Consider the following 23,156-nt stretch of genomic DNA (forward strand, 5'->3'; position numbering starts at 1 on the left):
GTGACATGTCACAGGATGGTGGGGTGGTGCTGATCCTGGCGGCCCTGAACGGGGCGCGGAGTGCGGTGGACGGGCCGGCCGTGCCGCTGTCCCCGGCCGCGCTGGCCGAGGCGGCGGTGGCGGCCGTGGCGGCGGGTGCGGGTGAGGTGCGGGTGCGGCCGCGGACCCCGTGCGGGCGGGAGAGCCTGTCGCCGCGGGTGCTGGGGCCGCTGCTGGCGGAGGTGCGGGCGGCGGTGGGCGTGCCGGTCGGGGTGGACGCGTACGTGGGGGGCGACCGGGTGCGGGAGTGGGCGGAGCTGCCGGACGTGGCGGCGGTGGACTGGGCGCTGCCGGGTGCGGAGGAGCTGGCGGGGCTGCTGCTGGCGCGCGGTGTGGGGGTGGAGGCGCTGGTGCGTACGGGTTCCGCGGGCCTGGGGCGGTTCCTGGGTTCGCCGTTGCGGGGCCGGGTGCTGCGGGTGGCGGTGGCCGTGTCCGGCGGGGATCCCGCGGGGGCGCCGGGTGCGGCCCGGGTGGTGGTGGACGGGCTGGCCGCGGGGGTGCCGGGCCTGCCGGTGCTGGCGTACGGGGTGGACGCGGCGGCGTGGCCGGTGCTGCGGTGGGCCGCCGGGCGCGGGCTGGACGTACGGGCCGGGGTGGCGGACACGCGGTGTCTGCCCGACGGCCGGCCGGCGGTGTCGAACGCTCAGCTGGTGGCCGCCGCGGTGGCGGTGCGGGACGGGGTCACAGCCGGGAGCCCGTGAGGCGGTTGCCGAACTCGTCGTCGGGGTTGGACAGGCCGCAGGTCTTGAGCGAGAGGCAGCCGCAGCCGATGCAGTCGCTGAGCTGGTCGCGGAGGCGGCCGAGCCGGGCGATGCGTTCGTCGAGGACGGCGCGCCAGTGTGCGGAGAGGTTGGCCCAGTCCTCGCGGGTGGGGGTGCGTCCCTCGGGCAGCTGGGCGAGGGCCTCGCCGATGGTGGCGAGGGGGATGCCGACGCGCTGCGCGGCGCGGACGAAGGCGACGCGGCGGAGGGTGTCGCGGCTGTAGCGGCGCTGGTTGCCGGTGGTGCGGCGGCTGCTGATCAGGCCCTTGGACTCGTAGAAGTGCAGCGCGGAGACGGCGGCGCCGCTGCGGGCGGACAGCTGTCCGACGGTCAGTTCGTGGATCTTCTCTGGGATCTGGGGCACTCCGCCGACCCTACTGGGCGGTCCGGTGGACGCGTTGACAGGGCTGCCGCGCCCGAGCATCCTGGGCAAGCCATTCTGAGCAAGCGCTTAATCAAGTGACCCCCATGGGAGGCAGAGGCATGGCCGAGCCGAGGATCTTCACGTCCGCCGAGGAGCTGGTCGCCGGGACCGGCGCCCCGCTCGGGCCCAGCGACTGGCTGGAGGTCGACCAGAAGCGGATCGACCTGTTCGCCGACGCGACCGGCGACCACCAGTGGATCCACGTGGACCCGGAGCGGGCGGCGTCCGGCCCGTTCGGCTCGACCATCGCGCACGGCTACCTGACGCTGTCGCTGCTGCCCAGCCTGGTCCCGCAGGTGATGCGGGTCGAGGGGATGCGGATGGGCATCAACTACGGCGTGGACAAGGTGCGTTTCCCCGCGCCGGTGCCGGTGGGCTCGCGGCTGCGCGCCTCGGCCGTGATCACCGCGGTCACCGAGGCGGGCGGGGGCGTGCAGGTCGCGGCCACGGTCACCGTGGAGGTCGAGGGCGGCGACAAGCCGGTGTGCGTGGCGGAGACGGTCTCCCGCTACTACTTCTGAGGCACTCGCGGCACCCGGACCCCGCCCGGAAACACCCGCGGTCGGGGCGCCAGGCGGTCCGGGCGCCAGGCAGGCCGACAGGCCGTCCGGGCGCCAGGCAGGCAGGCCGTCCGGGCGCCAGGCAGGCAGGCCGTCAGGCGGTCCGGGCGCCCACCATGCGCAGCACGAGGTCGGCGTAGAGCGCGCCGACCTCGTCGGGGGTGCGGCGGCCGGCCACGTCGAACCAGCGGGCGACGTCGATGCACAGGGACAGCACGGCGAGCGTGGTGCCGGGCACGTCGGGTACGTCGAACTCCCCCGCCGCGACCCCGTCGGCCAGGATCCGGCGGACCGCGGCGTCGCTCTCGCGGCGCAGGGCGACGATCTCGGTGCGGTGTTCGTCGCCGAGGGCGTCGAGTTCGTACTGGACCACGCGGGCGGTGGTGTGGTGCGCGGCGTGCCACCGGACGAAGGACCGGACGGCGGCGTCGAGGCGGTCGGCGGCGGTGCCGGGGCCGTCGGCGGCACTCCGGAGGATCTCCAGGGCCTTGTCGTGGCCGATGCGGCTGATCCGGTGGAGCAGCTCTTCCTTGGTCTTGTAGTGGATGTAGAGGGCGGCGGGGCTCATGCCGGCGCGGCCCGCGATGTCACGGGTGGTGGTGGCGTGGTACCCGCGTGCCGCGAAGGCGTCGACGGCGGCGACCAGCAGCCGCCGGGCCGCGTCGGGGGTGACCTCCGACCAGGGCACGTACTCCCCGACCTGCTCCTCCACGCCGTCCATCGCTCACCCTTTCCCCGTTGACTGACCACCTTACCGGAGGGTGAGCAAGCGCTTAGCCCGATCTCGGGGACGGGACGGGGCGGGGAGGGAGGCGGGAGCGGGGCGCGGTGGGTGCGGGGTCGGCCCCCGGGCGCCCTAGCGTCCCTCCTCCTGGCGGTCGCGGATCACCTTGGCCAGCGTGAAGGCGGAGGTGGTGAGGTACAGCACGCCGATCCCGAGGAAGGCGCGGACCCAGCCGTCGGCGTCCAGCTGGTAGATCCCGATGGCCACGGCGGCGAGCGCGATGGCGAAGGAGGCGACGGCCTGCCCGTAATAGGCGCCGGTGTTCTGCGGTTTGCCCGGCGTGCCGGCCGGGCGCGCCGGGTGCATGGGCGTGGGGTTCATCGATGTCATGGCCCCAGGATCGGCGGGTGTGGCCGGCGCCACATCCGCGCTCGTACTCAGGGCCGTACTCAGAACTCAGAAGGCCGAAACGCCGGTCAGCGCACGGCCGATGACGAGTTTCTGGATCTGGCTGGTGCCCTCGTAGAGGGTCATCACGCGGGCGTCGCGCAGCAGCTTGCCCGCCGGGTACTCGTCGATGTAGCCGTAACCGCCGTGCACCTGGAGGGCGTTGCCCGCGGCGCGGACGGCGGCCTCGGAGGCGAAGAGCTTGGCGGTGGAGGACTCGGTGGCGAACGGCCGCCCCCGGTCGATGAGATCGGCCACCCGCCAGGTCAGCAGCCGGGCCGCGTCCACGTCGACGGCGATGTCGGCGATCAGCTCCTGGACGAGCTGGTGGTGGGCGATGGTGCGGCCGAACTGCTCGCGCTGTCCGGCGTAGGAGACGGCCGCGTCCAGGGCCGCCTGCGCCAGCCCGACGCACCCCGCGGCCACCGACATCCGGCCCTTGGCCAGGGCGGACATGGCGACGGAGAAGCCCTTGCCGGCGGGGCCGAGGAGGGCGGATTGGGGGACCCGGACGCCCTGGAGGACCAGTTCGGCGGTGGCCTGGCCGCGCAGGCCGAGCTTGCCGTGGATCTCGCGGCGGGTCAGGCCTGGGGTGTCGGCCGGGACGAGGAAGGCGGAGATCCCCCGGTGGCCGGGCTCCTCGCCGGTGCGGGCGAAGAGCAGCACCACGTCGGCGAGGGTGCCGTTGGTGATGAACATCTTGCTGCCGTCGATCACGTAGCCGTCCCCGTCGCGGACCGCGCGGGTGGCGAGGTGGGCGGCGTCGGAGCCGGTGCCGGCCTCGGTGAGCCCGAAGCAGCCGAGGGCCTCGCCGGAGCAGAGGCGGGGCAGCCAGTGCCGCTTCTGCTCCTCGCTCCCCCAGGCGGCGACGGTCTTGGCGACCAGGCCGAGGGAGACGGAGAGGATGCCGCGGACGGCGGAGTCGCCGCGGCCGAGTTCCTCGGTGACCAGGACGTACGCGAGGTGGTCGCCGCCGGAGCCGCCGTACTCCTCCGGGACGGTCAGGCCGAGGAAGCCGAGGTCGCCCAGCTTCTTGACGATGCCGGGGTCCACGCGCTCGGCGCGGTCCCAGGCGGCGGCGTACGGGACGACCTCGCGCTCGACGAACTCGCGGGCCAGTCGGCGTACGGCGGCCTGCTCCTCGCTCAGCTCCAGGTTCACCGGGCACCTCGGGTTCCGACGGCGGCGGTTAATTACCACCGCTAGTTTTTGGTTGGGAGGCCTTACTATGTGCCGCATGGCCCGACCGCGCAAGCCCCTCCTCAGCCGAGAACGCATCGTCGACGCGGCGGGGGCGCTGGTGGACGCGGAGGGCCTGGAGGCGGTGTCGACCCGGCGGCTGGCGGCCGCGCTCGGGGTGAGCGGGCCCTCGCTGTACAACCACTTCCGGACCAAGGACGAGATCCTGGACGCGGTCGCGGACGCGGTGAGCGCGCGGGTGGACCTGTCGATGTTCGAGGACGGCGACGGCCGGGACTGGCGCACCGCCCTGCACGACTGGGCCGTCTCCTACCGCCGCGCGCTGGCCGACCACCCCAACATCGTCCCCGTGCTGGCGCGGGGGCCGGGGCGCCGCCCGGCGGGCCTGCGGCTGGCGGACGCGGTGTTCGGGGCGATGACCCGGGCCGGCTGGCCGCCCGCGCAGGCCACCCGGATCGGCGCGCTGATGCGGTACTTCGTGATGGGCTCGGCCCTGGGCTCGTTCGCCCGCGGCTTCGTCGACGACCGCACCGCGTACGACCCGGCCGACTACCCGCACCTGGGCCGCGCCCACCTGCTGGCCGAACGGCAGCAGGAGATCGACGAGGGCGCCTTCGAAACGGGCCTCACCGCCCTCCTGGACGGCCTCACCATTCAGTACGAGACCCTGGCCAGCAGCTGACCGGCCGCCGAAACGAAGCACGAGGGGGGACGTTGGATCCGGGAGCGGTGATCATCGCGGTCGCGGGCGTGGCCGGCACACTGGGGGGCTCGTTCCTCACCCAGCGCGTGGCCGAGCGCGCGAAACGGCGGGAACTGGCGCTCGTGCGCGCCCAGGAGGAAGCCCGCGAGACCCGGCAGCTGCGCCGCACCTGCTACGTCGAACTCAACCGGGACGCCCGGCAGTTCACCACGGCGCTCAACCGCCACCTGCACGTCATGCGGGAGCGCGGCGTCGGGGAGGCCGACATCGCCGCGCTCGACGAGGCGAAGGCCGCCCACCGGGACCGGTACTCCGAGGCGCAGATGATCGCCCCGGACGAGGTGCTCGCCCGCGCGAGCGCGGTCAACCGGGCACTGAACGCCGTCTACGGCCAGGTCAGGCGGCTGGAGCGCGGCGAGCCGGAGCCCGGGGAGAGCGTGGACGCGGCGGGGCGGGCCCGGGAGGAGGTGTGGGAGCTGCTGCGTTCCATGAGGGCCGCGATGCGCCACGACCTGGGGGTGGCGGCCGCGCCGGCACGGGTCGTGGCGGCGCGGCGGCACGAGGATCCCGTCCCGGCTGAGGACTGACCCCGGCACCGGTCCCGTACGGCCGGCACCGGTCCCGTACGGCCGGCACCGGTCTCGTACGGCCGGAGCCGGTCCCGTACGGCCGGCACCGGTCCCGTACGGCCGGAGCCGTGGCCCCCGGAGCGACCGTACGGGGACGATGCGGAGGCCCCTGCGGGGACGGCGCCGGCTCCCGGGTCCCGGCGGAACGCGCCGCCGGGGTCCGGGAGCCGGGGGGTGGTGCCGGTGTCCCGGCGGTCAGAAGAGCACCAGGGAGCGGCCGCCCTTGCCGGTGAGCATGGCGTCGAAGGCGGCCGGGATGTCGTCCAGGGTGATGTGGTCGGTGACCAGGGTGCCGAGGTTCAGGCGGCCGGAGCGGATGTGGTCCGCGAGGACCGGGAGGTCGCGGGCCGGGTCACAGTTGCCGTAGACGCAGCCCGAGAGGGTGCGGGCGAAGTGGAAGATCTCCAGGGCGTGGAAGGTGACCTGCTGTTCCTTGCCGCCGATGCCGACGACCGTGGTGCGGCCGCCGCGCCGGGTGGAGTCCCAGGCCGTGCGGATGGTCTCCGCGCGGCCCACGCACTCGATCGCGACGTCCGCGCCGTGGCCGCCGGTCAGGGCCCGGACCTCCTTGGCCGTGGTGGGCGAGGCGAGGACGAACTCGGTGGCGCCGGCCGCCCGGGCCAGTTCCTCCTTGGCCGCGGAGACGTCGACGGCCACGACCGGTCCGGCGCCCGCGATGCGGGCGGACTGGAGGGCGGCCAGGCCGACCCCGCCCACGCCGAACACGGCCACGGACTCGCCCTCGCGCACGCGGGCGTTGTGGTGCACCGCGCCGTAGCCGGTCAGCACGGCGCAGCCGAGCAGGGCGGCCTCGGTGAGCGGGATGCCCTCGGGCGCGGGCAGCACGCAGTTCGCCGCGACGACGGTCTCCTCGGCGAAGGCGGCGACGTTGAGGCCGGGGTGCAGGTCGGTGCCGTCGGCGGTACGGGCGTACACGGCGCCCACCCCGGTCAGGGCCGTGGCGCACAGCCACACCTCGCCCAGCCGGCAGTGGTGGCAGGCGCCGCAGGAGGGCGCCCAGTTGAGGACCACGCCGTCGCCGGGGGCGACGTGGGTGACGCCCTCGCCGACGGAGACCACCGTGCCCGCGCCCTCGTGGCCGAGGACGGCGGGGACGGGGACCCGCATGGTGCCGGTGGTGAGGGACAGGTCGGAGTGGCAGACCCCGGCGGCGGCGAGCCGGACCCGGACCCGGCCGGGGCCGGGCTCGGGCAGGTCGATCTCGTCGATCCGCAGGGGCGAACCGACGGCGGGCAGGATGGCGGCGCGGACCACGGACGGCTCCCGGGGGTTCAGAACTGCAGGGACTTGGTCTGGAGGTACTCGGTCAGGCCGTGCGGGCCGAGCTCGCGGCCGACGCCGGACTGCTTGTACCCGCCGAAGGGGGCGAGGGGGTTGAACCGGCCGCCGTTGATGTCGACCTGGCCGGTGTCCATGCGGCGGGCGAAGGCGGCCGCCGTCTCGGCGTCGGCGGCCCAGACGGCGCCGCCGAGGCCGTAGGAGGTGCCGTTGGCGATCTCCAGGGCGTGCTCCTCGTCCTCGTACGGGAGGATCGCGAGGACCGGCCCGAAGATCTCCTCCTGGGCGATGGTCATCTCCGGGGTGACGTCGGCGAAGACGGTCGGGACGACGTAGTAGCCCTTGTCGTGGGGGGCGTCGGGGCCGCCGGCGACCAGGCGGGCGCCCTCCTCGACGCCCTTGGCGATGTAGCCGCGTACGCGCTCCAGCTGGCGGGCGTTGACCAGCGGGCCGAGGCGGGAGGCGGGGTCGCGGGGGTCGCCGGCCCGGGCCTTGCCGGCGGCCTCGGCGGCGAGGGCGACGGCCTCCTCGTAGTGGTCGCGGTGGACCAGCATGCGGGTCAGGGCGTTGCAGCTCTGGCCGGAGTTGTTGACCACGTGCGAGACGCCGAGGCCGACGGCCTTGGGGAGGTCGGCGCCGGGGAGGATGACGTTGGCGGACTTGCCGCCGAGTTCGAGGGCGACCCGCTTGACCGCGCCGCCCGCGGTGGCGCCGATGGCGCGGCCGACGGCGGTGGAGCCGGTGAAGGAGACCAGGTCGACGTCCGGGTGGGCGGCGAGGGCCTGGCCGGCGACCGGGCCGGTGCCGGTGACCAGGTTGAAGACGCCGGCCGGCAGGCCGGCCTCGTGGACGGCCTCGGCGAACAGCTGGGCGGTGAGCGGGGTGTCCTCGGAGGGCTTGAGGACCACGGTACAGCCCGCGGCGAGGGCGGGGGCGACCTTGGCGACGATCTGGTGGAGCGGGTAGTTCCAGGGGGTGATCGCGGCGACGACGCCGACCGGCTCCAGGTAGACCGTGGAGTTCCCGATGCGCTCCTCGAAGGCGTACGAGGCGGCCAGGTCGGCGTACGAGGAGGCGACGGCGATCGGGGCGCCCGCGTGCACCATCTCGGCGAAGCCGAGGGGGGCGCCCAGTTCGGCGGTGACGGTCTCGGCGATCTCGGCCTTGCGGGCCACCAGGACGTCGCGGAGGGCGGCGATCCGGGCGGCGCGGTCGGCGGGCGGGGTGGCGGCCCAGGCGCGGAAGGCGGTACGGGCCGCCCGTACCGCGGCTTCGACGTCCTCGGCGGTGCCCGCGGGAACGTGGCCGATGACCTGCTCGTCGGCGGGGTTGAGGACGGCGATCGTGTCCGTGCCGGCGGCGGGGCGCCACTCCCCGCCGATGTACATGCCGTCGTGCGCCTTCATCGCGTCCTCCCTGGGGTCCCTTCCCAGCGGCGGCTGGGGGATGGGTGCTGGTCGACCACCCTACAAACTAGCGGTGATAGTTTTCGGCCACCAGGGGTGGGGTCCGGCCCGGGCGGCCGGACCCCTCGGGCGGGCGCCGGGGCGCGGGTCAGATGATGCCGAACAGCATGCCCGCGCCGAGGACCACCAGGGACGTGAGGGCCGCCCACTTGACGGTGAAGCGGGTGTGGTCGCCGAACTCGACCCCGGCCATGCCGACCAGGACGTACACGGCGGGCACCAGCGGGCTGGACATGTGCAGGGCCTGGCCGACCAGCGAGGCGCGGGCGATCTCCAGGGGGGACACGCCGTGGGCGGCGCCCGCCTCGGCGAGGACCGGCAGGACGCCGAAGTAGAAGCCGTCGTTGGACATGAAGTAGGTGAGCGGCAGGCTGAGCAGGCCGGTGACGAGGGCCATGTGCGGGCCCATGCCGTCGGGAATGGCCGATACCAGCCAGTCGGCCATGTCCTTGACCATGCCGGTGCCGGAGAGGACGCCGGTGAAGACGGCGGCGGCGAAGACCATGCCGGCGACGTTGAGGACGTTCTCCGCGTGGGCGGCGATGCGGGCCTTCTGGTCGGTCATGCGGGGGTAGTTGACCGTGAGCGCGAGGGCGGCGCCGAGGAGGAACAGCACCGGGATGGGCAGCAGCTCCATGATCATCGCGGTGAGGAGGGCGAGGGTGAGGCCGGCGTTGAACCAGTAGAGGCGGGGGCGGAGGGTGGCCCGGTGCGGGTCGAGGCCCTGGAGGGCGAGGTCCTCGGCGGGGTCGGCGGCGGTGGCCGCGGCGGGGTGCGGGATGGTGGCCTCGGCGGGGTGCGGGGCGTCGCCCGCGGCGGTGCCGGCGCCGGTCGTCGTACCGGACGCGGCGGCCGAGGTACCCGTCGGGGCGGTGGCCGTGCCGGTGGTGCCCGGGCCGCCCACCAGGACGGCCTCCCGGTCCCCGGCGGCGGGCAGGACGAGGGTGCCGACGCGCTTGCGCTCGCGCAGGCCGAGGACGTAGGCGAGGGCGAAGACGAAGAGCAGGCCGACGCCGAGGGCGGGGATCATCGGGACGAAGACGTCGCCGGCGTCGAGCTTGAGGGCGGTGGCGGCGCGGGCGGTGGGGCCGCCCCAGGGGAGGGTGTTCATCACGCCGTTCGCGGTGGCGGCCACCCCGGTCATCACGACGAGGCTGAGGCCGAGCCGCTTGTAGAGCGGGTACATGGCCGAGACCGTGATCATGAATGTGGTGGAGCCGTCGCCGTCGAGGGAGACGATCGCGGCGAGGACGGCGGTGCCGACGACGACGCGCACCGGGTCGGCCTTGCAGAAACGCAGGATGCCCCGGACGACCGGGTCGAACAGCCCGACGTCGATCATCACGCCGAAGTAGACGATGGCGAACATCAGCATGGCGGCGGTCGGCGCGAGTTTGCCGACGCCTTCGATGACGTAGTCGCCGAGGTGGGCGCCCTGTCCGGCGATGACGCAGAAGAGGGCGGGGATCAGCACGAGCGCCGCGATGGGCGACAGCTTCTTCATCATGATCAGGACCAGGAAGGTCGCGATCATGGCGAAGCCGAGAATGGTCAGCATGGGAAGGAACCTCACGTTCACCCTGGGAGTTCCGCTTGGGCCGCTGGTGGACGCCCTTGGGGGCCGCGGTCCGGATGAACGTAGGGCTCGCGGGACGGCGCGAACAAGACGTCGGCCCGCGAGCAATACGCGCAAAAGCCCTGGTCAGGCGGGGGTGAGGGGGGCGGCTGCGGGGAGCGGCAGCAGCGTGACGGGGAAGCCGTTCAGCACGGCGGTGCCGGAGAGCGGGTCCATCCGGGTGCCGTCGAGGAGCTGGTTGACGTTGGCGCCGGGGTCGGCGGCGGCGACGGAGAGGCGGGTGCCGGGGCGGTCGTGGCCCCAGCCGTGCGGGAGGCTGACGACGCCCGGGCGGAGGGTGTCGGTGAGTTCGGCGGGGGCTTCGACGGAGCCGCCGTCGGCGGTGACGCGCACGCGGGTGCCGTCGGTGATGCCGAGGGGGGCGGCGTCGTCGGGGTGGATCTGGAGGGTGCAGCGGTTGGTGCCGCCGGTCAGGGCGGGCACGTTGTGCAGCCAGCTGTTGTTGGAGCGCAGGTGGCGGCGGCCGACCAGGAGGAAGGCGGCGGGGTCGGGGGTGAGGGCCGCGCGGAGCCGCGGCAGGTCGGCGGCGATGGGGGCGGGCAGCAGGTCGATGCGGCCGGTGGTGGTGCGCAGGATGCCGGGCAAGCGGGGCGTGAGGGGGCCGAGGTCGATGCCGTGGGGTGCGGCGAGCAGCCGGTCGAGGGTGAGGCCGTCGGGGTCGGTGCCGAAGCCGTCGCCGTAGGGGCCGAGGCGCAGCATCAGGTCGAGGCGGCGTTCGGGGCCGTTCTCGCCGGTCAGGAGGGCGGCGAGGGCGTGGGGGTCGCGGCCGTGGACGGGTGAGGCGGGGTCGGCGACGGCCTTGCCGAGGGTGGTGGCGATGACGAGGTCGTCGACGCTGCGGGGGTCCGCGCCGTGCAGGCCGGAGGCGGCGAGGATCAGGCGGGCGTGGATCTCGCACTCGTCCATGAGGCCGTCGGCGAGGGGGACGGCGGGCCGGGTGTAGCGGACCTGGTTGCGGATGGCGAAGGCGTTGAAGGCGAAGTCGTGGTGGGCGCTCTGGGCGGGCGGCGGCGGGGGCAGGACGACGTGGGCGTGGCGCGAGGTCTCGTTGAGGTACGGGTCGACGCTGACCATGAAGTCCAGGCCGGCCAGGGCCGCGTCGAGGCGGTGGCCGTCGGGGGCGGAGAGCACCGGGTTGGCGGCGATGGCGACCAGGGCCCTGATCCGGCCCTCCCCCGGGGTGTCGATCTCCTCGGCGAGGGCGGCGGCGGGCAGTTCGCTCTTGGCCTCCGGGTGGCCGGAGACCCGGCTGTGCCAGCGGCCGAGTGCGAAGCCGCGGCCGGGGCCGGCGGGGCGGGGGCGGGGGCCGGCGGCGGGGAGCGGGAAGAGGACGCCGCCGGGGCGGTCGAGGTTGCCGGTGAGGACGTTCAGCACGTCGACGAGCCAGTTGGCGAGGGTGCCGTGGGCGACGGTGCAGCTGCCGATGCGGCCGTAGACGGCGGCGGTGCGGGCGGCGGCGAGCTGCCGGGCGAGGGTGCGGATCTCCTCGGCCGGTACGTCGCAGGCGCCGGCGGCGGCCTCGGGGGTGAACGGGGCCAGTGCGGCGGCGAGTTCGGCCAGTTTGTCGGTGTGTTCTTCGAGCCGGCCGGGCGCGGTGAGCTTCTCGGCGAGCAGGACGTGCGCGAGGGCGGCGAGGAGCAGCGCGTCGGTGCCGGGGCGGATCGCGAGGTGGCGGTCGGCGAGGCGGGCGGTGCGGGTGCGGCGGGGGTCGACGACGACCAGGGTGCCGCCGCGGGCGCGGAGGGCCTTGAGGCGGCCGGGGAAGTCGGGGGCGGTGCAGAGGCTGCCGTTGGACTCCAGGGGGTTGGCGCCGAGGAGCAGCAGGTGGTCGGTGCGGTCGAGGTCGGGGACGGCGATGGCGAGGGGGTCGCCGAAGAGGAGGCCGCTGGAGACGTGCTTGGGCATCTGGTCCAGGGTGCTGGCGGTGAAGAGGTTGCGGGTGCGCAGCGTCTGGAGGAGTACGGGCGGGTAGAGGGCGCCGGCCATGGTGTGGACGTTCGGGTTGCCGAGGACGACGCCGAGGGCCTGGGGGCCGTACCGCTCGACGAGGGGGCGCAGTCCGGCGGCGACGGCGTCGAAGGCCTCGTCCCAGCCGGCCTCGTGGAGTTCGCCGTCCGCGCCGCGGACGAGGGGGGTGGTGAGGCGGTCGGGGTCGGCGTCGAGTTCGCCGAAGGCGGCGCCCTTGGGGCAGATGAAGCCGCGGCTGAAGACGTCGTCCCGGTCGCCGCGGGCGCCGGTGACGCGGGTGCCCTCGATGGTGAGGGTGAGTCCGCAGGTGGCCTCGCAGAGGGGGCAGATGCGGAGGGCGGTGCGGGCGGGGGCGGGCGGAGCGGGGGGTGCGGGCGGCGTTGCGGACACGGGTCCTCCCGGGGCGGCGGGCTGGCGGCACACGAGCGGTGCGAGCATACCGACCGGTAGGGACGGCGGGGAGGGGTGTGCGGCGCCGGGCGGGGCGTGGGGCGGGGAGGGGGCCGCGCGGTGGGGGGACGCGGGGTGCGGCGCGCGGTGCCGGGCGGTGCGGTGGGAGGTCCTGCGGAGGTCTGTGCGGTGGGAGGTACGGGGTGAGGGGGGGTCCTGCGGCGTCAGTCGAGGACGCGGGCCAGGTAGGCGTGCATCATCGCCCGGGTCTCGGTGATCAGTTCGGCGTCGCCCTGCGGGTCGGTGCGGAAGGCCAGGTGGAGCAGGGCGTCGGTGGCCTCGACGGCGACGAGCACCGCGCGCCGCAGGGGCACGTCGGCGGGGCGGGCGAGGTGGGCGGAGAGGAGTTCGGCGAGGCGCGCGGCCACCACCTGGTTGGTGTCGGCGGCGGGGCTGCCGGGCGGCGCGGGCACCCCGAAGTCGACCAGCCCGAAGCCGGGGACGGTGCGTTTCATCGAGAGGTACTCGTCGAGGACGGCGTCGACGGCGGGCCGCCAGTCGGTGGCCGGGAGGGCCTCCAGACGTGCGGCGATGCCCTCGGCGTACTGGTCGAGGTTGCGGTGGGCGAGGGCGTCGGCCATGGCCCGCTTGTTGCCGAAGAAGCGGTACACGGAGCCGATGGGCACGCCGGCCCGGAGGGCGACGGCGCGGGTGCTGAGGTTTTCGTAGCCCGTCTCGTCGAGGAGTTCTGCACAGGCGTCGAGGATCCGGGCCAGCCGCTCGGTGCTGCGCTGCTGGATCGGGGTGCGGCGGAGTGAGTTCGCGGGAGACACGGGGTCCATGATGCCGCTCCGGTGTGACGGCGGCCGGGCGGGGGCCGCACGGCACGGGGTGCTGCGGGGGGTCAGGCGAGGAGCAGGGTGAGCCCTCCGGTGGTGTACGTGATCATCAGCGCCAGCAGCGGCAGTTGGCCGGCGACCGCGCGGGCGGGCGGGAAGAGCCGTACGGAGCGGTCGTGGGCGGCGACGACGCCCAGCACGTGGCCGGTGACGACGGCGGTGACCTGGAGTGCGGCGAGGCCGCCGGGGCCCAGCGGGGAGGCGGGCGGGAGGGCGTTGTCGGTGCCCAGTGCCACCATGACGGTGCGTGGTCCTTCGGTCACGAGGAGGGAGAAGTAGTGCGCGACGAGATAGCCGAGGGCGATCGGCAGCAGTGAGTGCGCGAAGGCGGTGAGCGGGCGCGGGACGGGTCCCGAGAGGGGCCGGGTGGCGGCGGCGCACAGGCAGTAGAGGGCGGCGACGAGGGCGATGGCGCCGAGGAGCCCGAGGGTGGCGGCCGGGGTGCGGCCGAGGGGGGAGGTCTGGACGGTGTCGATCCAGGCGGGGGTGTCGGAGAAGCCGTCGTAGGCGGTGGAGCCGAGCAGGACGCAGACGGTGGCGACGAGTCCGGGCTGTTCGGGGGTGGCGTCGAGGCCGTGGAAGGGGTTGCGCAGGACGAGCCGCCCGTCGGCGCGGCGGCCCAGGGGGGACAGGCGGGCGAGGAGGGTGGAGTAGGCCTCGAAGGGGTCGGCGTGGGCGAACCACGCCTCGCCGTGGCGGGCGGCGGCGAGGAGGTGGACGGCGGTGTAGGTGGCGAGGGCGGCGAGGAGGGTGGCGGTGGACGCGGGGTCGGGGGCCACGAGTTCGAGCCAGGTGAAGGCGAAGAGGCCGAGCGCGGCGGGCCAGAGGCCGAGCCGGGGCGGCAGCGGGCGGGGCGCGGCGGGCCGCGGCAGCAGGGAGTGGAGGGCGCGGAGGGGGCTGAGCAGGCGCCAGACGGGGCCGAGGAGGAGGGAGGCGGGGACGAGTCCGACCCAGAGCAGGACGTAGACGGTACCGGGGGCGGGGTTGGAGTCGGGGTCGTCGGGGCCGAGGAGCAGGCACAGGAGGACGAAGGCCCAGCCGGCCGCCCCGAGGACCCGCAGGGCGGTGCGGGTCGCGGGGGCGTCGGCCGCCCGCTGGAGGGCGCCCGGCAGCGGGAGGCCGGAGGCGTCGCCGCGGAAGCGGGAGCGGGACCAGAGCAGGCCGAGGGCCAGGAAGGAGACGAAGAGGGCGGTGAAGGCGCCGGCGAAGGCGTAGAAGGGGGAGATCGGCAGGTCGTGCTGGGAGCCGACGCCGTGCGCGAGGGCGCGGAGGGGGTCGGCGAGGCCGGGGAGGCCGGTGGCGTCGGTGGGGGGGTCGGCGAGGCCGGGGAGGCCGGGGGTCTCGGGGAAGGCGTCGGGGGCCGGGGGCGGGCCGTCGGTGGGGCCGGCGGCCCGGCCGGCGGGCGGGGCGAGGAGGCGCAGGGGGGTCATCGGACGAGGAGCTGGGTGAGGACGAGGCCGGTGTCGTGGGTCTCGACCTCGAAGAGGCCGGTGCGGTCCACGGTGAGCACGAGGGTGGCGGGGCGTCCGGCGGGCAGGGCGAGTTCCTTGTCGTAGCCGTGGACGTGCAGGGTGTCGGCGGTGTCGCTGGTGACGGTGAGGGCGACCCGCCGGCCGCGTTCGAGTTCGGTGCGGCCGGGCGGGGGCTCGACCCTGCCGTCCCGGATGGCGATGGTGACCGTGCGGTCGACCTGGGTGGCGCCGGCGCCCGTGCCGGCGGGGGCGGACGGGCTGCCGCCCGGGGCGGGCGCGTGGCCGTGGCCGGCTCCGGCCCCGGTGGCGGTGAGGGGGGTGCTCGCCTCGACCGGCTTGCCGGCCACGGCCCACGCGGTGTGGTCGTCGGCGTAGAGGCGGACCGTGAGCGTGTGGGCGCCCGCGGGGACCTGTGCCGCGGACAGGTGATGCCAGGGCCCGTACAGGCGGGCGAGCTTGCGGCCGTCGAGCAGGAGGTGGGCGTGCCCGCCGCCCAGGACGGCTCCGCCGCCGGTGCTGTCGGGGGTGAAGCGGAAGTTCCGCACGGTCAGCTGGAGGTTCCAGCCGTCCTCGGTGTCGGGGCGCACGGCGAGCTGGACCTCGGGTGCGCCGTCGGCGCCGACCTGCCGCAGCCGGTGGCCCTGGCCGTCCTGGGCCGCCAGCAGGGTGCCCGCCGGCCCGGAGGCCTCCTGGTGGCTGGTACCGGGTTTGTGGTGGGTGGTCGCCCGCCCCCCGCACCCGCCCAGTGCCCCGGCCACGAGCAGCCCGACGGCCAGTGCGGCCGCCCACCGGCCGGCCCGCGCGTGGGGGACGGCCGGGTGTGCCCCGCGTGCGGAGGCCGGTTCCGTGGCGGGCGCGGTCGCGGCCGTGGGACGGCGCCGGGTCATGCGGTGGCCTCCTCGGCGGTGGTGCCGCGCGCCGGCCGGCCCGCGGGGACCGCTCCCCGGCCGTCGGCCGGCTCACCGGCGGGGCCGGCGGTGTGGCGGGCCGAGGCGACGACCGCCCACAGGACCCAGACCACGCCCAGCAGGCCGCGGATCCAGGCGGGGCCGAGCGGGATCCACGGGATCATCAGCACCGCCTTGTCGAAGGCGTCCAGCAGGGTCAGTGCCCCCAGCGCCACGGTCGTCCAGCCGAGCCACGGGCGGCCGCCCCGCCGCAGCACCAGGCCCGCACCGGTCCAGCCGGCGCCCAGGAGCAGCAGTCCGAGGGCGGGGACGGGGGTGTCCAGCAGCGGGGTGGTGGAGCCGGCCACGTCCAGCGCGAGCCCGGCCAGGCCCAGGACGGCGGAGACGGTGCCGAGCCGGCTCCCCCGCAGCCTGCGCCACCACAGCACGCCGCCGACCAGTGTCAGTACGGCGGCCACGCCCAGCGCGAGCTGCGTCTCGACCCGCTCCAGGCCGGTGGCGCCGTACCAGTCGCAGCCCGCCGGGAGCCGCCGGGCCTGCACGTTGTAGTCGGCGCAGACCAGCAGCTGCACCAGCTTCACCGGTTCGCCGGCCAGCCGCGCCGAGCCGCCGGAGACGTCTCCGCGGGCCGCACCACACTGGGGCAGGGTGCCGGGGGTGGAGCCGTCCGGGCCCTGCTGCCAGCAGTTGCCCTTGCCCTGGCCGTCCCACCAGACGTCCATGCCGTTCGGGCGGGCGGCGCCGGAGCGGTCCACACCCAGGTGGTTGCGGGCGTAGCGGTTGTGGTGGGAGGTGTCGGCCTGCTTGGACCAGCGCTCCTCGCCGCGGATGAAGGCGGGTACGGCGCTGAGGAAGAAGGCGGCGCGGTCGTGGCCGTAGACCCAGTTGTCCTCGTAGATGTTCCAGTTGCCGCCGGCGGTGATGATCCCGGTGCCGGGCGGCATGGAGATCTGCGGGCAGACCACGCCCTGTTCGTAGCCGCGCAGGGCGGGCGGCTTGGCGCAGGTGCCGTCGGCGACGTACCGGTAGTAGTCCTGGTTGTTGTCGTGGATCAGGTTCCGCTCGAACTTCGCGTGGTTCTGGGGCAGTCCGGGGTGGCCGGGGAAGGCGCTGTCCATGGAGGCGCCGCCCATGTTGTGGTCGAACTCGTTGTCGTGGGCCCAGACGGAGTCACCGGCCGTGCCGGAGTAGCCGACCATGTTGTGGTGGCTGCGGCAGCCGGTGATCTCGATGGAGTGCCGGGGGACGTCGTAGCCGCGGCCGTCGTTGATGTCCGAGGCGCTGCCGGGGTAGATGCCGGAGTCGCCGTTCCCGTACGACTCGCAGTTCTTGTACAGGCCGTGGTCGCTGGCGAAGGTCAGGAAGCCGTACTCGTCGTTCCAGCGGGTCAGCACGTCGTCGATGACGAAGCCGTCGCCGGCCAGCACGTACAGCGAGTTGAAGGTGGTGCGCTGGGCGGTGAAGTTGCGGAAGTAGATGCCGTTGGAGCGGTCGGCGCGGATGGCGTTGAGCTTCTGGTACTTGGCGTCGACGACCACGTCGGTGCGGGCGGCTCCGGTGCCCTCGATCTGGAGGTTCGTCTTGCCCAGGATGGCCACCAGGTTCTGGTTGTGGCGGCACTGGACCTGCTGCTCGTACGACAGGATCTGGTAGCCCAGCGAGGAGTTGGGGGCCTTCAGGCGGGCGCAGGCGCCGGCCGGCTTGGGGAGGGAGGGCTCCTCCTCGTAGAGGCCCGGCAGGATCGCGATGTTCATGCCCGGCCGGTCGACGGCGTCGACGGCCTGCTGGAGGTGGCGGTGGCCGCTCTTGAGGCAGCGCTCGAAGAGGGCCAGGTTCCGCTGCTTCAGGGCGGCCGGGAAGGCGGCGATCCGGCGTTCGAACTCGGCCCGGTCGGTCTTGCAGACCAGCAGGTCGGGTTCGGCGGCCCGGTACACCGGGACCGATCCGGAGCCGTCGGGGAAGGTGACGGGCCGCTCCTCGTGCGCCTGGGCGGCGGGGGCGGCGGCGAGCACTCCGAGGAGCGCGAGGAGGGCGGCGACGAGCACCGCCGGAACGGCAGGGAACCTGCGGATCCACGACATGCGCGTGAGAGTAGAGCAATGTTCATCTTTTGTGAGCCCCTTCTGCGCCACCGATCCGGCGGACTTTCCGAACCCGCGCCCGGGCACCCCGGACGGGGACCCGTTGACGGACGGGGCCGGGAATCCTACTGTCGACCATAGGATTCCTTCGGCAGAGCGGGAGCACGTACATGGGCGCGGGCATGGGCGCGGGCGTTGAGCAGGCCAGGAAGACGGCGGAGGGGCTGGCGTACCAGTCCGGCTTCGGCAACGAGCACAGCTCGGAGGCCGTGCCGGGCGCGCTGCCGATCGGCCGGAACTCCCCCCAGATCGCCCCGCTGGGCCTCTACGCCGAGCAGCTGAGCGGCAGCGCGTTCACCGAGCCGCGGACGCACAACCGCCGGTCGTGGCTCTACCGCATCCGCCCGTCGGCCGCCCACCCGCCGTTCGCCCGGATCGACAACGGCGCGCTGCGCTCCGCGCCCTTCACCGAGACCGTCCCGGACCCGAACCGGCTGCGCTGGAACCCGCTGCCGGAGCCGGCGCCGGGCACCGACTTCCTGGCCGGCCTGTGGACCGTCGGCGGCAACGGTGACGTGTCACAGCGCACCGGCATGGCCATCCACCTCTACGCCGCCAACGCCCCGATGGACCGGGTGTTCAGCGACTCCGACGGCGAGCTGCTGATCGTCCCCGAGCGGGGCGGGCTGCTGCTGCGCACCGAGCTGGGCCTGCTGCGCGTCGAGCCGGGGCACGTGGCGCTGGTCCCGCGCGGGGTGCGCTTCCGCGTCGACCTGCTGGCGGAGACCGCCCGCGGGTACGTGTGCGAGAACTACGGGCAGCCCTTCGAGCTGCCGAACCTGGGCCCGATCGGAGCCAACGGCCTGGCCAACGTCCGCGACTTCCTGGCGCCCGTGGCGGCGTACGAGGACGTGGAGGGCCCGGTGGAGGTGGTCAACAAGTTCTGCGGGAACCTGTGGTCCGCCACGTACGGCCACTCGCCGCTGGACGTCGTCGCCTGGCACGGCAACCACGTGCCGTACGTCTACGACCTGCGCCGCTTCAACGTCATCGGCAGCATCAGCTACGACCACCCGGACCCGTCGATCTTCACGGTGCTGACCTCGCCCTCGGACACCCCCGGGCTGGCCGGCGTCGACTTCGTGGTCTTCGCGCCGCGCTGGCTGGTGGGCGAGGACACCTTCCGGCCGCCGTACTTCCACCGGAACGTGATGAGCGAGTACATGGGCCTGATCGAGGGCGCGTACGATGCCAAGGCCGAGGGCTTCGTGCCCGGCGGCGGCTCGCTGCACAACATGATGTCCGCGCACGGCCCGGACCGGGAGACCTTCGACCGGGCCAGCGCCGCCGAGCTGAAGCCGCAGAAGATCGACGACGGTCTGGCCTTCATGTTCGAGACCCGCTGGCCGGTCACCGCGACCGCCCAGGCCGCGGACGCCGACCACCTGCAGCGCGGGTACGACGATGTCTGGCAGGGTCTGGAGCGGCACTTCCGGCCGTAGGCTGCCTGCACGTCGCCCCGCCCGTACGGAGAACACCGCGTGACCGCTTTCGCCCCCGACTCGCTGGTCCTGAACCGCAAGCTGCCCTTGTGGTACCAGGTGTCGCAGTCGCTGCGCGCCTCGATACTGGGGCGCACCCCGGACGCCTCGCTGCGGCTGCCCACCGAGGAGCAGCTCGCCGAGCACTACGGGGTGAGCGTGCTGACCATGCGCCAGGCACTGAAGGAGCTGGAGCAGGAGGGGCTGATCAGCAGGCACCGGCGGCGGGGCACGTTCATCGAGCCGGGGGCGCAGCGCGGTGCCCCGGTACGGCTGCTGGGCTCGGTCGACGCGATCGTGGCCCAGCAGTCGGGCGAGCGGACGACGGTCCTCGGGCACGGGGCGGGGCCGGTGCCCGGGGAGCTGGCCGAGTTCTTCGGCGGGCTGCCGGAGGTGGTCACGTACCGGCGGCTGCGCCGTGACGGCTCCACCGGCGAGCCGACCAACTGGGCGGAGAACGCGGTCCTGCCCGAGCTGGCGGACGCCATCGACGTGGCCGACCTGGAGCGGTGGCCGATGACGAAGGTGCTGCGGGACGTGGTCGGCGTACGGATCAGCCGGATCACGGACACCGTGGAGGCGCGGCTGGCGGACCCGGTCACGGCGGAGCTGCTCCAGGTGCCGCTGCTGAGCCCGATCCTGCACTACACGGGCGTGACGTACGACGAGGACGGGCGGGTGGTGGACGTCGCGCGGATCCGCTACCGCGGGGACCGCTTCTCGTTCACGGTGACGGTCGAGGCGCGGTAGGGCGGGACCGCCGGGCCGTCAGGACTCGTCGTCGGCGCTGCGCTCGCCCTCGGCCTGCGAGGGCGTGGTGCGGGCGGTCGTCGGGTGCCGGCGCTGCTCGCGCTCCTTCTCGTCCATGTCCTCGTCGAGCCGCTCGCCCTCCGCCTGGGAGGGGGTGGAGTACTCGTCGTACTGGCTCATGACTGCCTCCTCGCCCGTACGCCCGGAGACGCCCGGGCGCGGTCCCCCGTGCGCACGATTGCGTATACCTGGAGCCTATCGCGCCTCTTCGGATGGGGCCGGGTCAGCGGCGACCGCGGCTAGCATGCCTGGCGTGAGCGACGAGCCGCAGCCCGCCGGGGCGCCCCTGCTGGACGATCTGATGCCGTGGTCGGTGCCGCCGCTGCGGCTGGGCCGGTCCTGGGTGCTGGCGCCCGACGCGCGGACGCTGCGGGCCCGGTGGGACGCGCTGGTGGCGGCCGAGGGGGCGGAGCGGGAGCGGCTGTTCCGGCCGAGCCGGGCGCGCGGGGTGCGGGCGGGGGTGGCGGCGCTGCCGGGGCAGTCCACCGGGACCGTGCGGCTGGCGCGGGAGGCGGGGCCCTGCCCGGAGCCGGTGCGGGTGCTGCACGAGCCGTTCGACGAGCAGTGGCTGCTGCCGGACCACCGGCTGATCGACGTGGCGCGGCCGGAGCTGTGGCGGATCGCGGACGACCGGCAGCTGTTCGTGCTGGAGCCGGGGTACGTGGCCCAGTCGGCCGGTCCGGCCCTGCTGGCCGGGGCGGTGCTGCCGGAGGGCCGCTCGCCGGGTGGGCGGCCGGGGCGGATCCGGCCGCTGTACCGGCGTCCGGGGGGCGGGGAGCCGAACCTGGCGCCGGGGCTGGTGGCGTTGCTGTGTGACGTGTACCAGTGCAATGTCACACCCGAGGACGTGCTGGCCTGGGCGCTGGCCGCCGCCCGGCCCGGCCCGTCGGGTGCCGTGGTGCCGCTGCCGGCCGGCGCCGGGACGTGGCGGGCGGGGGTGGAGCTGGGCCGGGGGCTGCTGGCGCTCCAGTTGCGGGGCGCGCGCGGGGGCGAGGTGCCGCGGCTGCCGGGCGGCCGGCGGCCGTACGTACGGGCCGCGGTCCCCGCCTGGCCCGAGCCGCCGGTGTACGACCCGGAGACGGAGACGCTGCACCTGGGTGCCGGGCAGATCTCGCCCGTGCCGGCCGGGGCCTGGGAGTTCGAGGTGTCGGGGGTGCGGGTGCTGGAGCGGTGGTTCGAGCGCCGGGTGGCGCACCGGGGCGCGGACGGGCTGGAGGCGCTGGGCCCCGCGGTCTGGCCCCAGGAATGGACCTCGGAGCTGCTGTCCCTGGTGACCGTGCTGGCCCTGCTGGCCGAACGGGCCCCGGAGCGGGCGGCGCTGGCCGAGGCCCTGGCGGGCTCCCCCGGCCCGGACGCCGGGGCGCTGCGGGCCGCGGGTGTCCTGCCTCCCCCGCCGTCGGCCCGCCGCCCGGCGTCGGTCCTGGACCACCAGGAGGAAGGCCCGGACGGGCAGTTCGCGCTGCTCTAGCGCGGGGGCCGCGCGCTCCCGGTCGGGTCCGTCCGCCGTCGAGGGGGCTCCGGTCCGGTTCGAGGGGCTCCGGTCCGGGTCGAGGGGGCTCCGGTCCGCCGTCGAGGGGGGTCCCGTCCGGGGTCGAGTGCGTTCCGGTCCGCCGTCGAGGGGTGACAAGGCGGGGTCCGAGGAGGTAGGTGTGCCTGCCATGAGCATCGAGCCCCTCCCCCTCGACGGCATCACGGTCGTCGCCGTCGAACAGGCCGTCTCGGCCCCCTTCGCCACCCGCCAGCTCGCGGATCTCGGCGCCCGGGTGATCAAGGTCGAGCGCCCCGACGGCGGCGACTTCGCCCGCGGCTACGACACGGCCGCGCAGGGACTCGCGTCGCACTTCGTGTGGGCCAACCGCGGCAAGGAGTCCATCGCCCTGGACCTGAAGGACCCGCGCGGCCTGGCGGTCCTGGAGGAGCTGCTGGCCGGCGCCGACGTGTTCGTCCAGAACCTGGCCCAGGGCGCGGCCGCCCGGCTGGGGCTGGACGCGGCGGCGCTGTGCGCGCGGTACCCGCGGCTGGTGGCGGTGGACGTCTCGGGGTACGGGGCGGAGGGCCCGTACGCGCACAAGCGGGCCTACGACATGCTGGTGCAGTGTGAGGCGGGGCTGGTGTCGGTGACCGGCACGCCGGACCGGCCGGTCAAGGCCGGCATCCCCGCGGCCGACATCGCGGCGGCGATGTACGCGTTCTCCGGGGTGCTCGCGGCGCTGCTCCGGCGGGGCACCACCGGCCGGGGCGGCCCGGTGGAGGTGTCGATGCTGGACGCGCTGGCGGAGTGGATGGGGCATCCCCTGCACCACACGATGCACGGCGGCCGGCAGCCGGAGCGGACCGGTCTGGCGCATGCCGTGATCGCGCCGTACGACGCCTACGGCACGGCCGGCGGCGGGCAGGTGCTGCTGTCGGTGCAGAACGACCGGGAGTGGCGGCGGCTGGCCGAACAGGTGCTGGAGCGGCCCGAGTTGGCGGACGATCCGGAGTTCGCGACGAATGCGGCGCGCACCGGGCGGCGGGAGAAGACCGACGCGGTGGTGGCGGAGGCGCTGGCCGCGCTGGACGCGGACGAGGCGGTGCGGCGGCTGGAGGCGGCCGGGATCGCGTGCGCGCGGCTGAACTCGGTGGCGGAGCTGGCCGCGCACCCCCAGCTGGCGGCGCGTGACCGCTGGCGGGAGGTGGATTCGCCGGCCGGTCCGCTGCGCGCCCTGTTGCCGCCCATCGGGTTGCCGGGCGGTGCCCCGGCGCGCATGGGTGCGGTTCCCGCGCTCGGCGAGCACACCGATGCGCTGCTGCGCGCCCTGGGGATGGCGGACGCGCAGATCACGGCGTTGCGCCGGGACGGTGTGGTCGCCTGAGGCCGGTTGCCGGACGGGGGTCCCCCAGCGGGGGCTGGGGGCGGGTGCGGTGCGGCGTCAGCCGCGGCTGCCGAAGAGCGAGCGGCGCAGGCGGCGCAGCGGGGCGAAGAGCGAGACGCGCGCGCTCCTGCTCCGGTGGCCGTGCGTGCGGTCGCGCGTGGTCAGCTCGCGCATCAGCAGGGTGGCCTCGGCGGCCTCGCGCTGCGGGATGGCGGGGCCACCCAGCACGGCGAGGTGTCGGTCGAGGCGCGTGCTGGTCGCCTTGCTGCCGCAGGTGATGGCAGGCACGCGTGGCGGCCTGCTGCGCATTGCTATCTGTTCCATGTCTCTCCCCACCCGTACGA

22 protein-coding genes are annotated in these 23,156 nt (G+C 75.0%); 8 read left to right on the top strand and 14 right to left on the bottom strand.

The window, feature by feature from the left end:
• Positions 1-5 precede the first annotated feature (5 nt).
• Positions 6-740 (top strand): 3-keto-5-aminohexanoate cleavage protein, encoded by a 735-nt coding sequence (locus ACIQUR_RS20870; RefSeq protein ID WP_403666125.1) that lies wholly within the window; start codon positions 6-8, stop codon positions 738-740.
• On the opposite strand, the gene soxR is transcribed toward ACIQUR_RS20870, so the two are convergent.
• A complete protein-coding gene (gene soxR, locus ACIQUR_RS20875) occupies positions 721-1,164 on the bottom strand; it encodes a redox-sensitive transcriptional activator SoxR (protein WP_399957384.1) in 444 nt (147 codons plus the stop codon). The genes ACIQUR_RS20870 and soxR overlap by 20 nt on opposite strands.
• A gap of 119 nt (positions 1,165-1,283) precedes the next feature.
• Between soxR and ACIQUR_RS20880 the strand changes: the two genes are divergently transcribed.
• Complete coding sequence (locus tag ACIQUR_RS20880) at positions 1,284-1,745, top strand: MaoC family dehydratase (RefSeq protein ID WP_403666128.1); 462 nt, start codon at positions 1,284-1,286, stop codon at positions 1,743-1,745.
• Positions 1,746-1,878: 133 nt separating this feature from the next.
• Here ACIQUR_RS20880 and ACIQUR_RS20885 read toward each other — a convergent pair whose 3' ends face one another.
• The 3 genes from ACIQUR_RS20885 to ACIQUR_RS20895 form a co-directional block, all read right to left on the bottom strand.
• Entirely contained in the window at positions 1,879-2,505 is a 627-nt protein-coding gene (locus ACIQUR_RS20885) for a TetR/AcrR family transcriptional regulator (RefSeq protein WP_403666130.1), read from the bottom strand.
• Positions 2,506-2,640: 135 nt separating this feature from the next.
• Positions 2,641-2,874 (bottom strand): YiaA/YiaB family inner membrane protein, encoded by a 234-nt coding sequence (locus tag ACIQUR_RS20890; RefSeq protein WP_403666277.1) that lies wholly within the window; start codon positions 2,872-2,874, stop codon positions 2,641-2,643.
• A 90-nt stretch (positions 2,875-2,964) separates the two neighbouring features.
• Positions 2,965-4,116 carry an acyl-CoA dehydrogenase family protein gene (locus tag ACIQUR_RS20895; RefSeq protein ID WP_403666132.1) on the bottom strand — a complete coding sequence of 384 codons (1,152 nt, stop codon included), beginning with the start codon at positions 4,114-4,116 and terminating at the stop codon, positions 2,965-2,967.
• A gap of 67 nt (positions 4,117-4,183) precedes the next feature.
• On the opposite strand from ACIQUR_RS20895, the gene ACIQUR_RS20900 reads away from it, so the two are divergent.
• On the top strand, positions 4,184-4,837 hold the full coding sequence (locus ACIQUR_RS20900; protein ID WP_403666134.1) for a TetR/AcrR family transcriptional regulator: 654 nt from the start codon (positions 4,184-4,186) through the stop codon (positions 4,835-4,837).
• 68 nt (positions 4,838-4,905) lie between these two features.
• Entirely contained in the window at positions 4,906-5,445 is a 540-nt protein-coding gene (locus ACIQUR_RS20905) for a hypothetical protein (protein ID WP_403666136.1), read from the top strand.
• A gap of 237 nt (positions 5,446-5,682) precedes the next feature.
• On the opposite strand, the gene ACIQUR_RS20910 is transcribed toward ACIQUR_RS20905, so the two are convergent.
• From ACIQUR_RS20910 to ACIQUR_RS20945, 8 genes are all read right to left on the bottom strand, one after another.
• Positions 5,683-6,762 carry a Zn-dependent alcohol dehydrogenase gene (locus ACIQUR_RS20910; protein WP_403666138.1) on the bottom strand — a complete coding sequence of 360 codons (1,080 nt, stop codon included), beginning with the start codon at positions 6,760-6,762 and terminating at the stop codon, positions 5,683-5,685.
• Positions 6,763-6,779: 17 nt separating this feature from the next.
• Positions 6,780-8,192 (bottom strand): aldehyde dehydrogenase family protein, encoded by a 1,413-nt coding sequence (locus tag ACIQUR_RS20915; protein WP_403666140.1) that lies wholly within the window; start codon positions 8,190-8,192, stop codon positions 6,780-6,782.
• 148 nt (positions 8,193-8,340) lie between these two features.
• Positions 8,341-9,810 (bottom strand): CitMHS family transporter, encoded by a 1,470-nt coding sequence (locus ACIQUR_RS20920; RefSeq protein ID WP_403666142.1) that lies wholly within the window; start codon positions 9,808-9,810, stop codon positions 8,341-8,343.
• A gap of 144 nt (positions 9,811-9,954) precedes the next feature.
• On the bottom strand, positions 9,955-12,294 hold the full coding sequence (locus tag ACIQUR_RS20925; RefSeq protein WP_403666144.1) for a molybdopterin oxidoreductase family protein: 2,340 nt from the start codon (positions 12,292-12,294) through the stop codon (positions 9,955-9,957).
• A 176-nt stretch (positions 12,295-12,470) separates the two neighbouring features.
• Positions 12,471-13,088: a TetR family transcriptional regulator gene (locus tag ACIQUR_RS20930; RefSeq protein ID WP_403666146.1), complete on the bottom strand. Its 618-nt coding sequence runs from the start codon at positions 13,086-13,088 to the stop codon at positions 12,471-12,473.
• Positions 13,089-13,150: 62 nt separating this feature from the next.
• The gene (locus tag ACIQUR_RS20935; RefSeq protein WP_403666148.1) at positions 13,151-14,575 is read right to left on the bottom strand and encodes a hypothetical protein; all 1,425 of its coding nucleotides are present in this window, start codon (positions 14,573-14,575) and stop codon (positions 13,151-13,153) included.
• Positions 14,572-15,504 (bottom strand): hypothetical protein, encoded by a 933-nt coding sequence (locus tag ACIQUR_RS20940; RefSeq protein WP_403666150.1) that lies wholly within the window; start codon positions 15,502-15,504, stop codon positions 14,572-14,574. Before ACIQUR_RS20940 ends, ACIQUR_RS20935 begins: the two co-directional genes overlap by 4 nt.
• Positions 15,501-17,606, bottom strand: coding sequence for a right-handed parallel beta-helix repeat-containing protein (locus ACIQUR_RS20945; protein WP_403666152.1), 2,106 nt, complete (start codon positions 17,604-17,606; stop codon positions 15,501-15,503). The genes ACIQUR_RS20940 and ACIQUR_RS20945 overlap by 4 nt, the downstream gene beginning before the upstream one ends.
• A gap of 170 nt (positions 17,607-17,776) precedes the next feature.
• Between ACIQUR_RS20945 and hmgA the strand changes: the two genes are divergently transcribed.
• Both hmgA and ACIQUR_RS20955 read left to right on the top strand, forming a co-directional pair.
• Positions 17,777-19,108 (top strand): homogentisate 1,2-dioxygenase, encoded by a 1,332-nt coding sequence (gene hmgA / locus ACIQUR_RS20950; protein ID WP_403666154.1) that lies wholly within the window; start codon positions 17,777-17,779, stop codon positions 19,106-19,108.
• Between the two features lie 39 nt (positions 19,109-19,147).
• Positions 19,148-19,897 carry a GntR family transcriptional regulator gene (locus tag ACIQUR_RS20955; protein ID WP_403666156.1) on the top strand — a complete coding sequence of 250 codons (750 nt, stop codon included), beginning with the start codon at positions 19,148-19,150 and terminating at the stop codon, positions 19,895-19,897.
• Positions 19,898-19,915: 18 nt separating this feature from the next.
• Here ACIQUR_RS20955 and ACIQUR_RS20960 read toward each other — a convergent pair whose 3' ends face one another.
• The gene (locus ACIQUR_RS20960; protein WP_403666158.1) at positions 19,916-20,077 is read right to left on the bottom strand and encodes a hypothetical protein; all 162 of its coding nucleotides are present in this window, start codon (positions 20,075-20,077) and stop codon (positions 19,916-19,918) included.
• A gap of 124 nt (positions 20,078-20,201) precedes the next feature.
• Between ACIQUR_RS20960 and ACIQUR_RS20965 the strand changes: the two genes are divergently transcribed.
• Together ACIQUR_RS20965 and ACIQUR_RS20970 are read left to right on the top strand one after the other, a co-directional pair.
• The gene (locus ACIQUR_RS20965; RefSeq protein WP_403666160.1) at positions 20,202-21,425 is read left to right on the top strand and encodes a type ISP restriction/modification enzyme; all 1,224 of its coding nucleotides are present in this window, start codon (positions 20,202-20,204) and stop codon (positions 21,423-21,425) included.
• 190 nt (positions 21,426-21,615) lie between these two features.
• Complete coding sequence (locus ACIQUR_RS20970; protein WP_403666162.1) at positions 21,616-22,812, top strand: CaiB/BaiF CoA transferase family protein; 1,197 nt, start codon at positions 21,616-21,618, stop codon at positions 22,810-22,812.
• 57 nt (positions 22,813-22,869) lie between these two features.
• On the opposite strand, the gene ACIQUR_RS20975 is transcribed toward ACIQUR_RS20970, so the two are convergent.
• Positions 22,870-23,136, bottom strand: a complete 267-nt coding sequence (locus ACIQUR_RS20975; RefSeq protein WP_403666164.1) for a hypothetical protein — start codon at positions 23,134-23,136, stop codon at positions 22,870-22,872.
• Positions 23,137-23,156: the final 20 nt, after the last annotated feature.

The sequence above is a fragment of the Streptomyces sp. NPDC101132 genome (assembly GCF_044759225.1).
Lineage (GTDB): Bacteria > Actinomycetota > Actinomycetes > Streptomycetales > Streptomycetaceae > Streptomyces.

Bases quoted from the DNA above. Each gene is read 5' to 3' on its own strand.
- ACIQUR_RS20885 (WP_403666130.1), bottom strand. From the start codon at position 2,505: ATGGACGGCGTGGAGGAGCAGGTCGGGGAGTACGTGCCCTGGTCGGAG.
- ACIQUR_RS20920 (WP_403666142.1), bottom strand. From the start codon at position 9,810: ATGCTGACCATTCTCGGCTTCGCCATGATCGCGACCTTCCTGGTCCTG.
- ACIQUR_RS20935 (WP_403666148.1), bottom strand. From the start codon at position 14,575: ATGACCCCCCTGCGCCTCCTCGCCCCGCCCGCCGGCCGGGCCGCCGGC.
- ACIQUR_RS20940 (WP_403666150.1), bottom strand. From the start codon at position 15,504: ATGACCCGGCGCCGTCCCACGGCCGCGACCGCGCCCGCCACGGAACCG.
- ACIQUR_RS20900 (WP_403666134.1), top strand. From the start codon at position 4,184: ATGTGCCGCATGGCCCGACCGCGCAAGCCCCTCCTCAGCCGAGAACGC.
- ACIQUR_RS20890 (WP_403666277.1), bottom strand. From the start codon at position 2,874: ATGCACCCGGCGCGCCCGGCCGGCACGCCGGGCAAACCGCAGAACACC.
- ACIQUR_RS20945 (WP_403666152.1), bottom strand. From the start codon at position 17,606: ATGTCGTGGATCCGCAGGTTCCCTGCCGTTCCGGCGGTGCTCGTCGCC.
- ACIQUR_RS20930 (WP_403666146.1), bottom strand. From the start codon at position 13,088: ATGGACCCCGTGTCTCCCGCGAACTCACTCCGCCGCACCCCGATCCAG.
- ACIQUR_RS20975 (WP_403666164.1), bottom strand. From the start codon at position 23,136: ATGGAACAGATAGCAATGCGCAGCAGGCCGCCACGCGTGCCTGCCATC.
- ACIQUR_RS20965 (WP_403666160.1), top strand. From the start codon at position 20,202: ATGCCTGGCGTGAGCGACGAGCCGCAGCCCGCCGGGGCGCCCCTGCTG.
- ACIQUR_RS20915 (WP_403666140.1), bottom strand. From the start codon at position 8,192: ATGAAGGCGCACGACGGCATGTACATCGGCGGGGAGTGGCGCCCCGCC.
- ACIQUR_RS20970 (WP_403666162.1), top strand. From the start codon at position 21,616: ATGAGCATCGAGCCCCTCCCCCTCGACGGCATCACGGTCGTCGCCGTC.
- ACIQUR_RS20880 (WP_403666128.1), top strand. From the start codon at position 1,284: ATGGCCGAGCCGAGGATCTTCACGTCCGCCGAGGAGCTGGTCGCCGGG.
- hmgA (WP_403666154.1), top strand. From the start codon at position 17,777: ATGGGCGCGGGCATGGGCGCGGGCGTTGAGCAGGCCAGGAAGACGGCG.
- ACIQUR_RS20960 (WP_403666158.1), bottom strand. From the start codon at position 20,077: ATGAGCCAGTACGACGAGTACTCCACCCCCTCCCAGGCGGAGGGCGAG.
- ACIQUR_RS20925 (WP_403666144.1), bottom strand. From the start codon at position 12,294: ATGCTCGCACCGCTCGTGTGCCGCCAGCCCGCCGCCCCGGGAGGACCC.
- ACIQUR_RS20870 (WP_403666125.1), top strand. From the start codon at position 6: ATGTCACAGGATGGTGGGGTGGTGCTGATCCTGGCGGCCCTGAACGGG.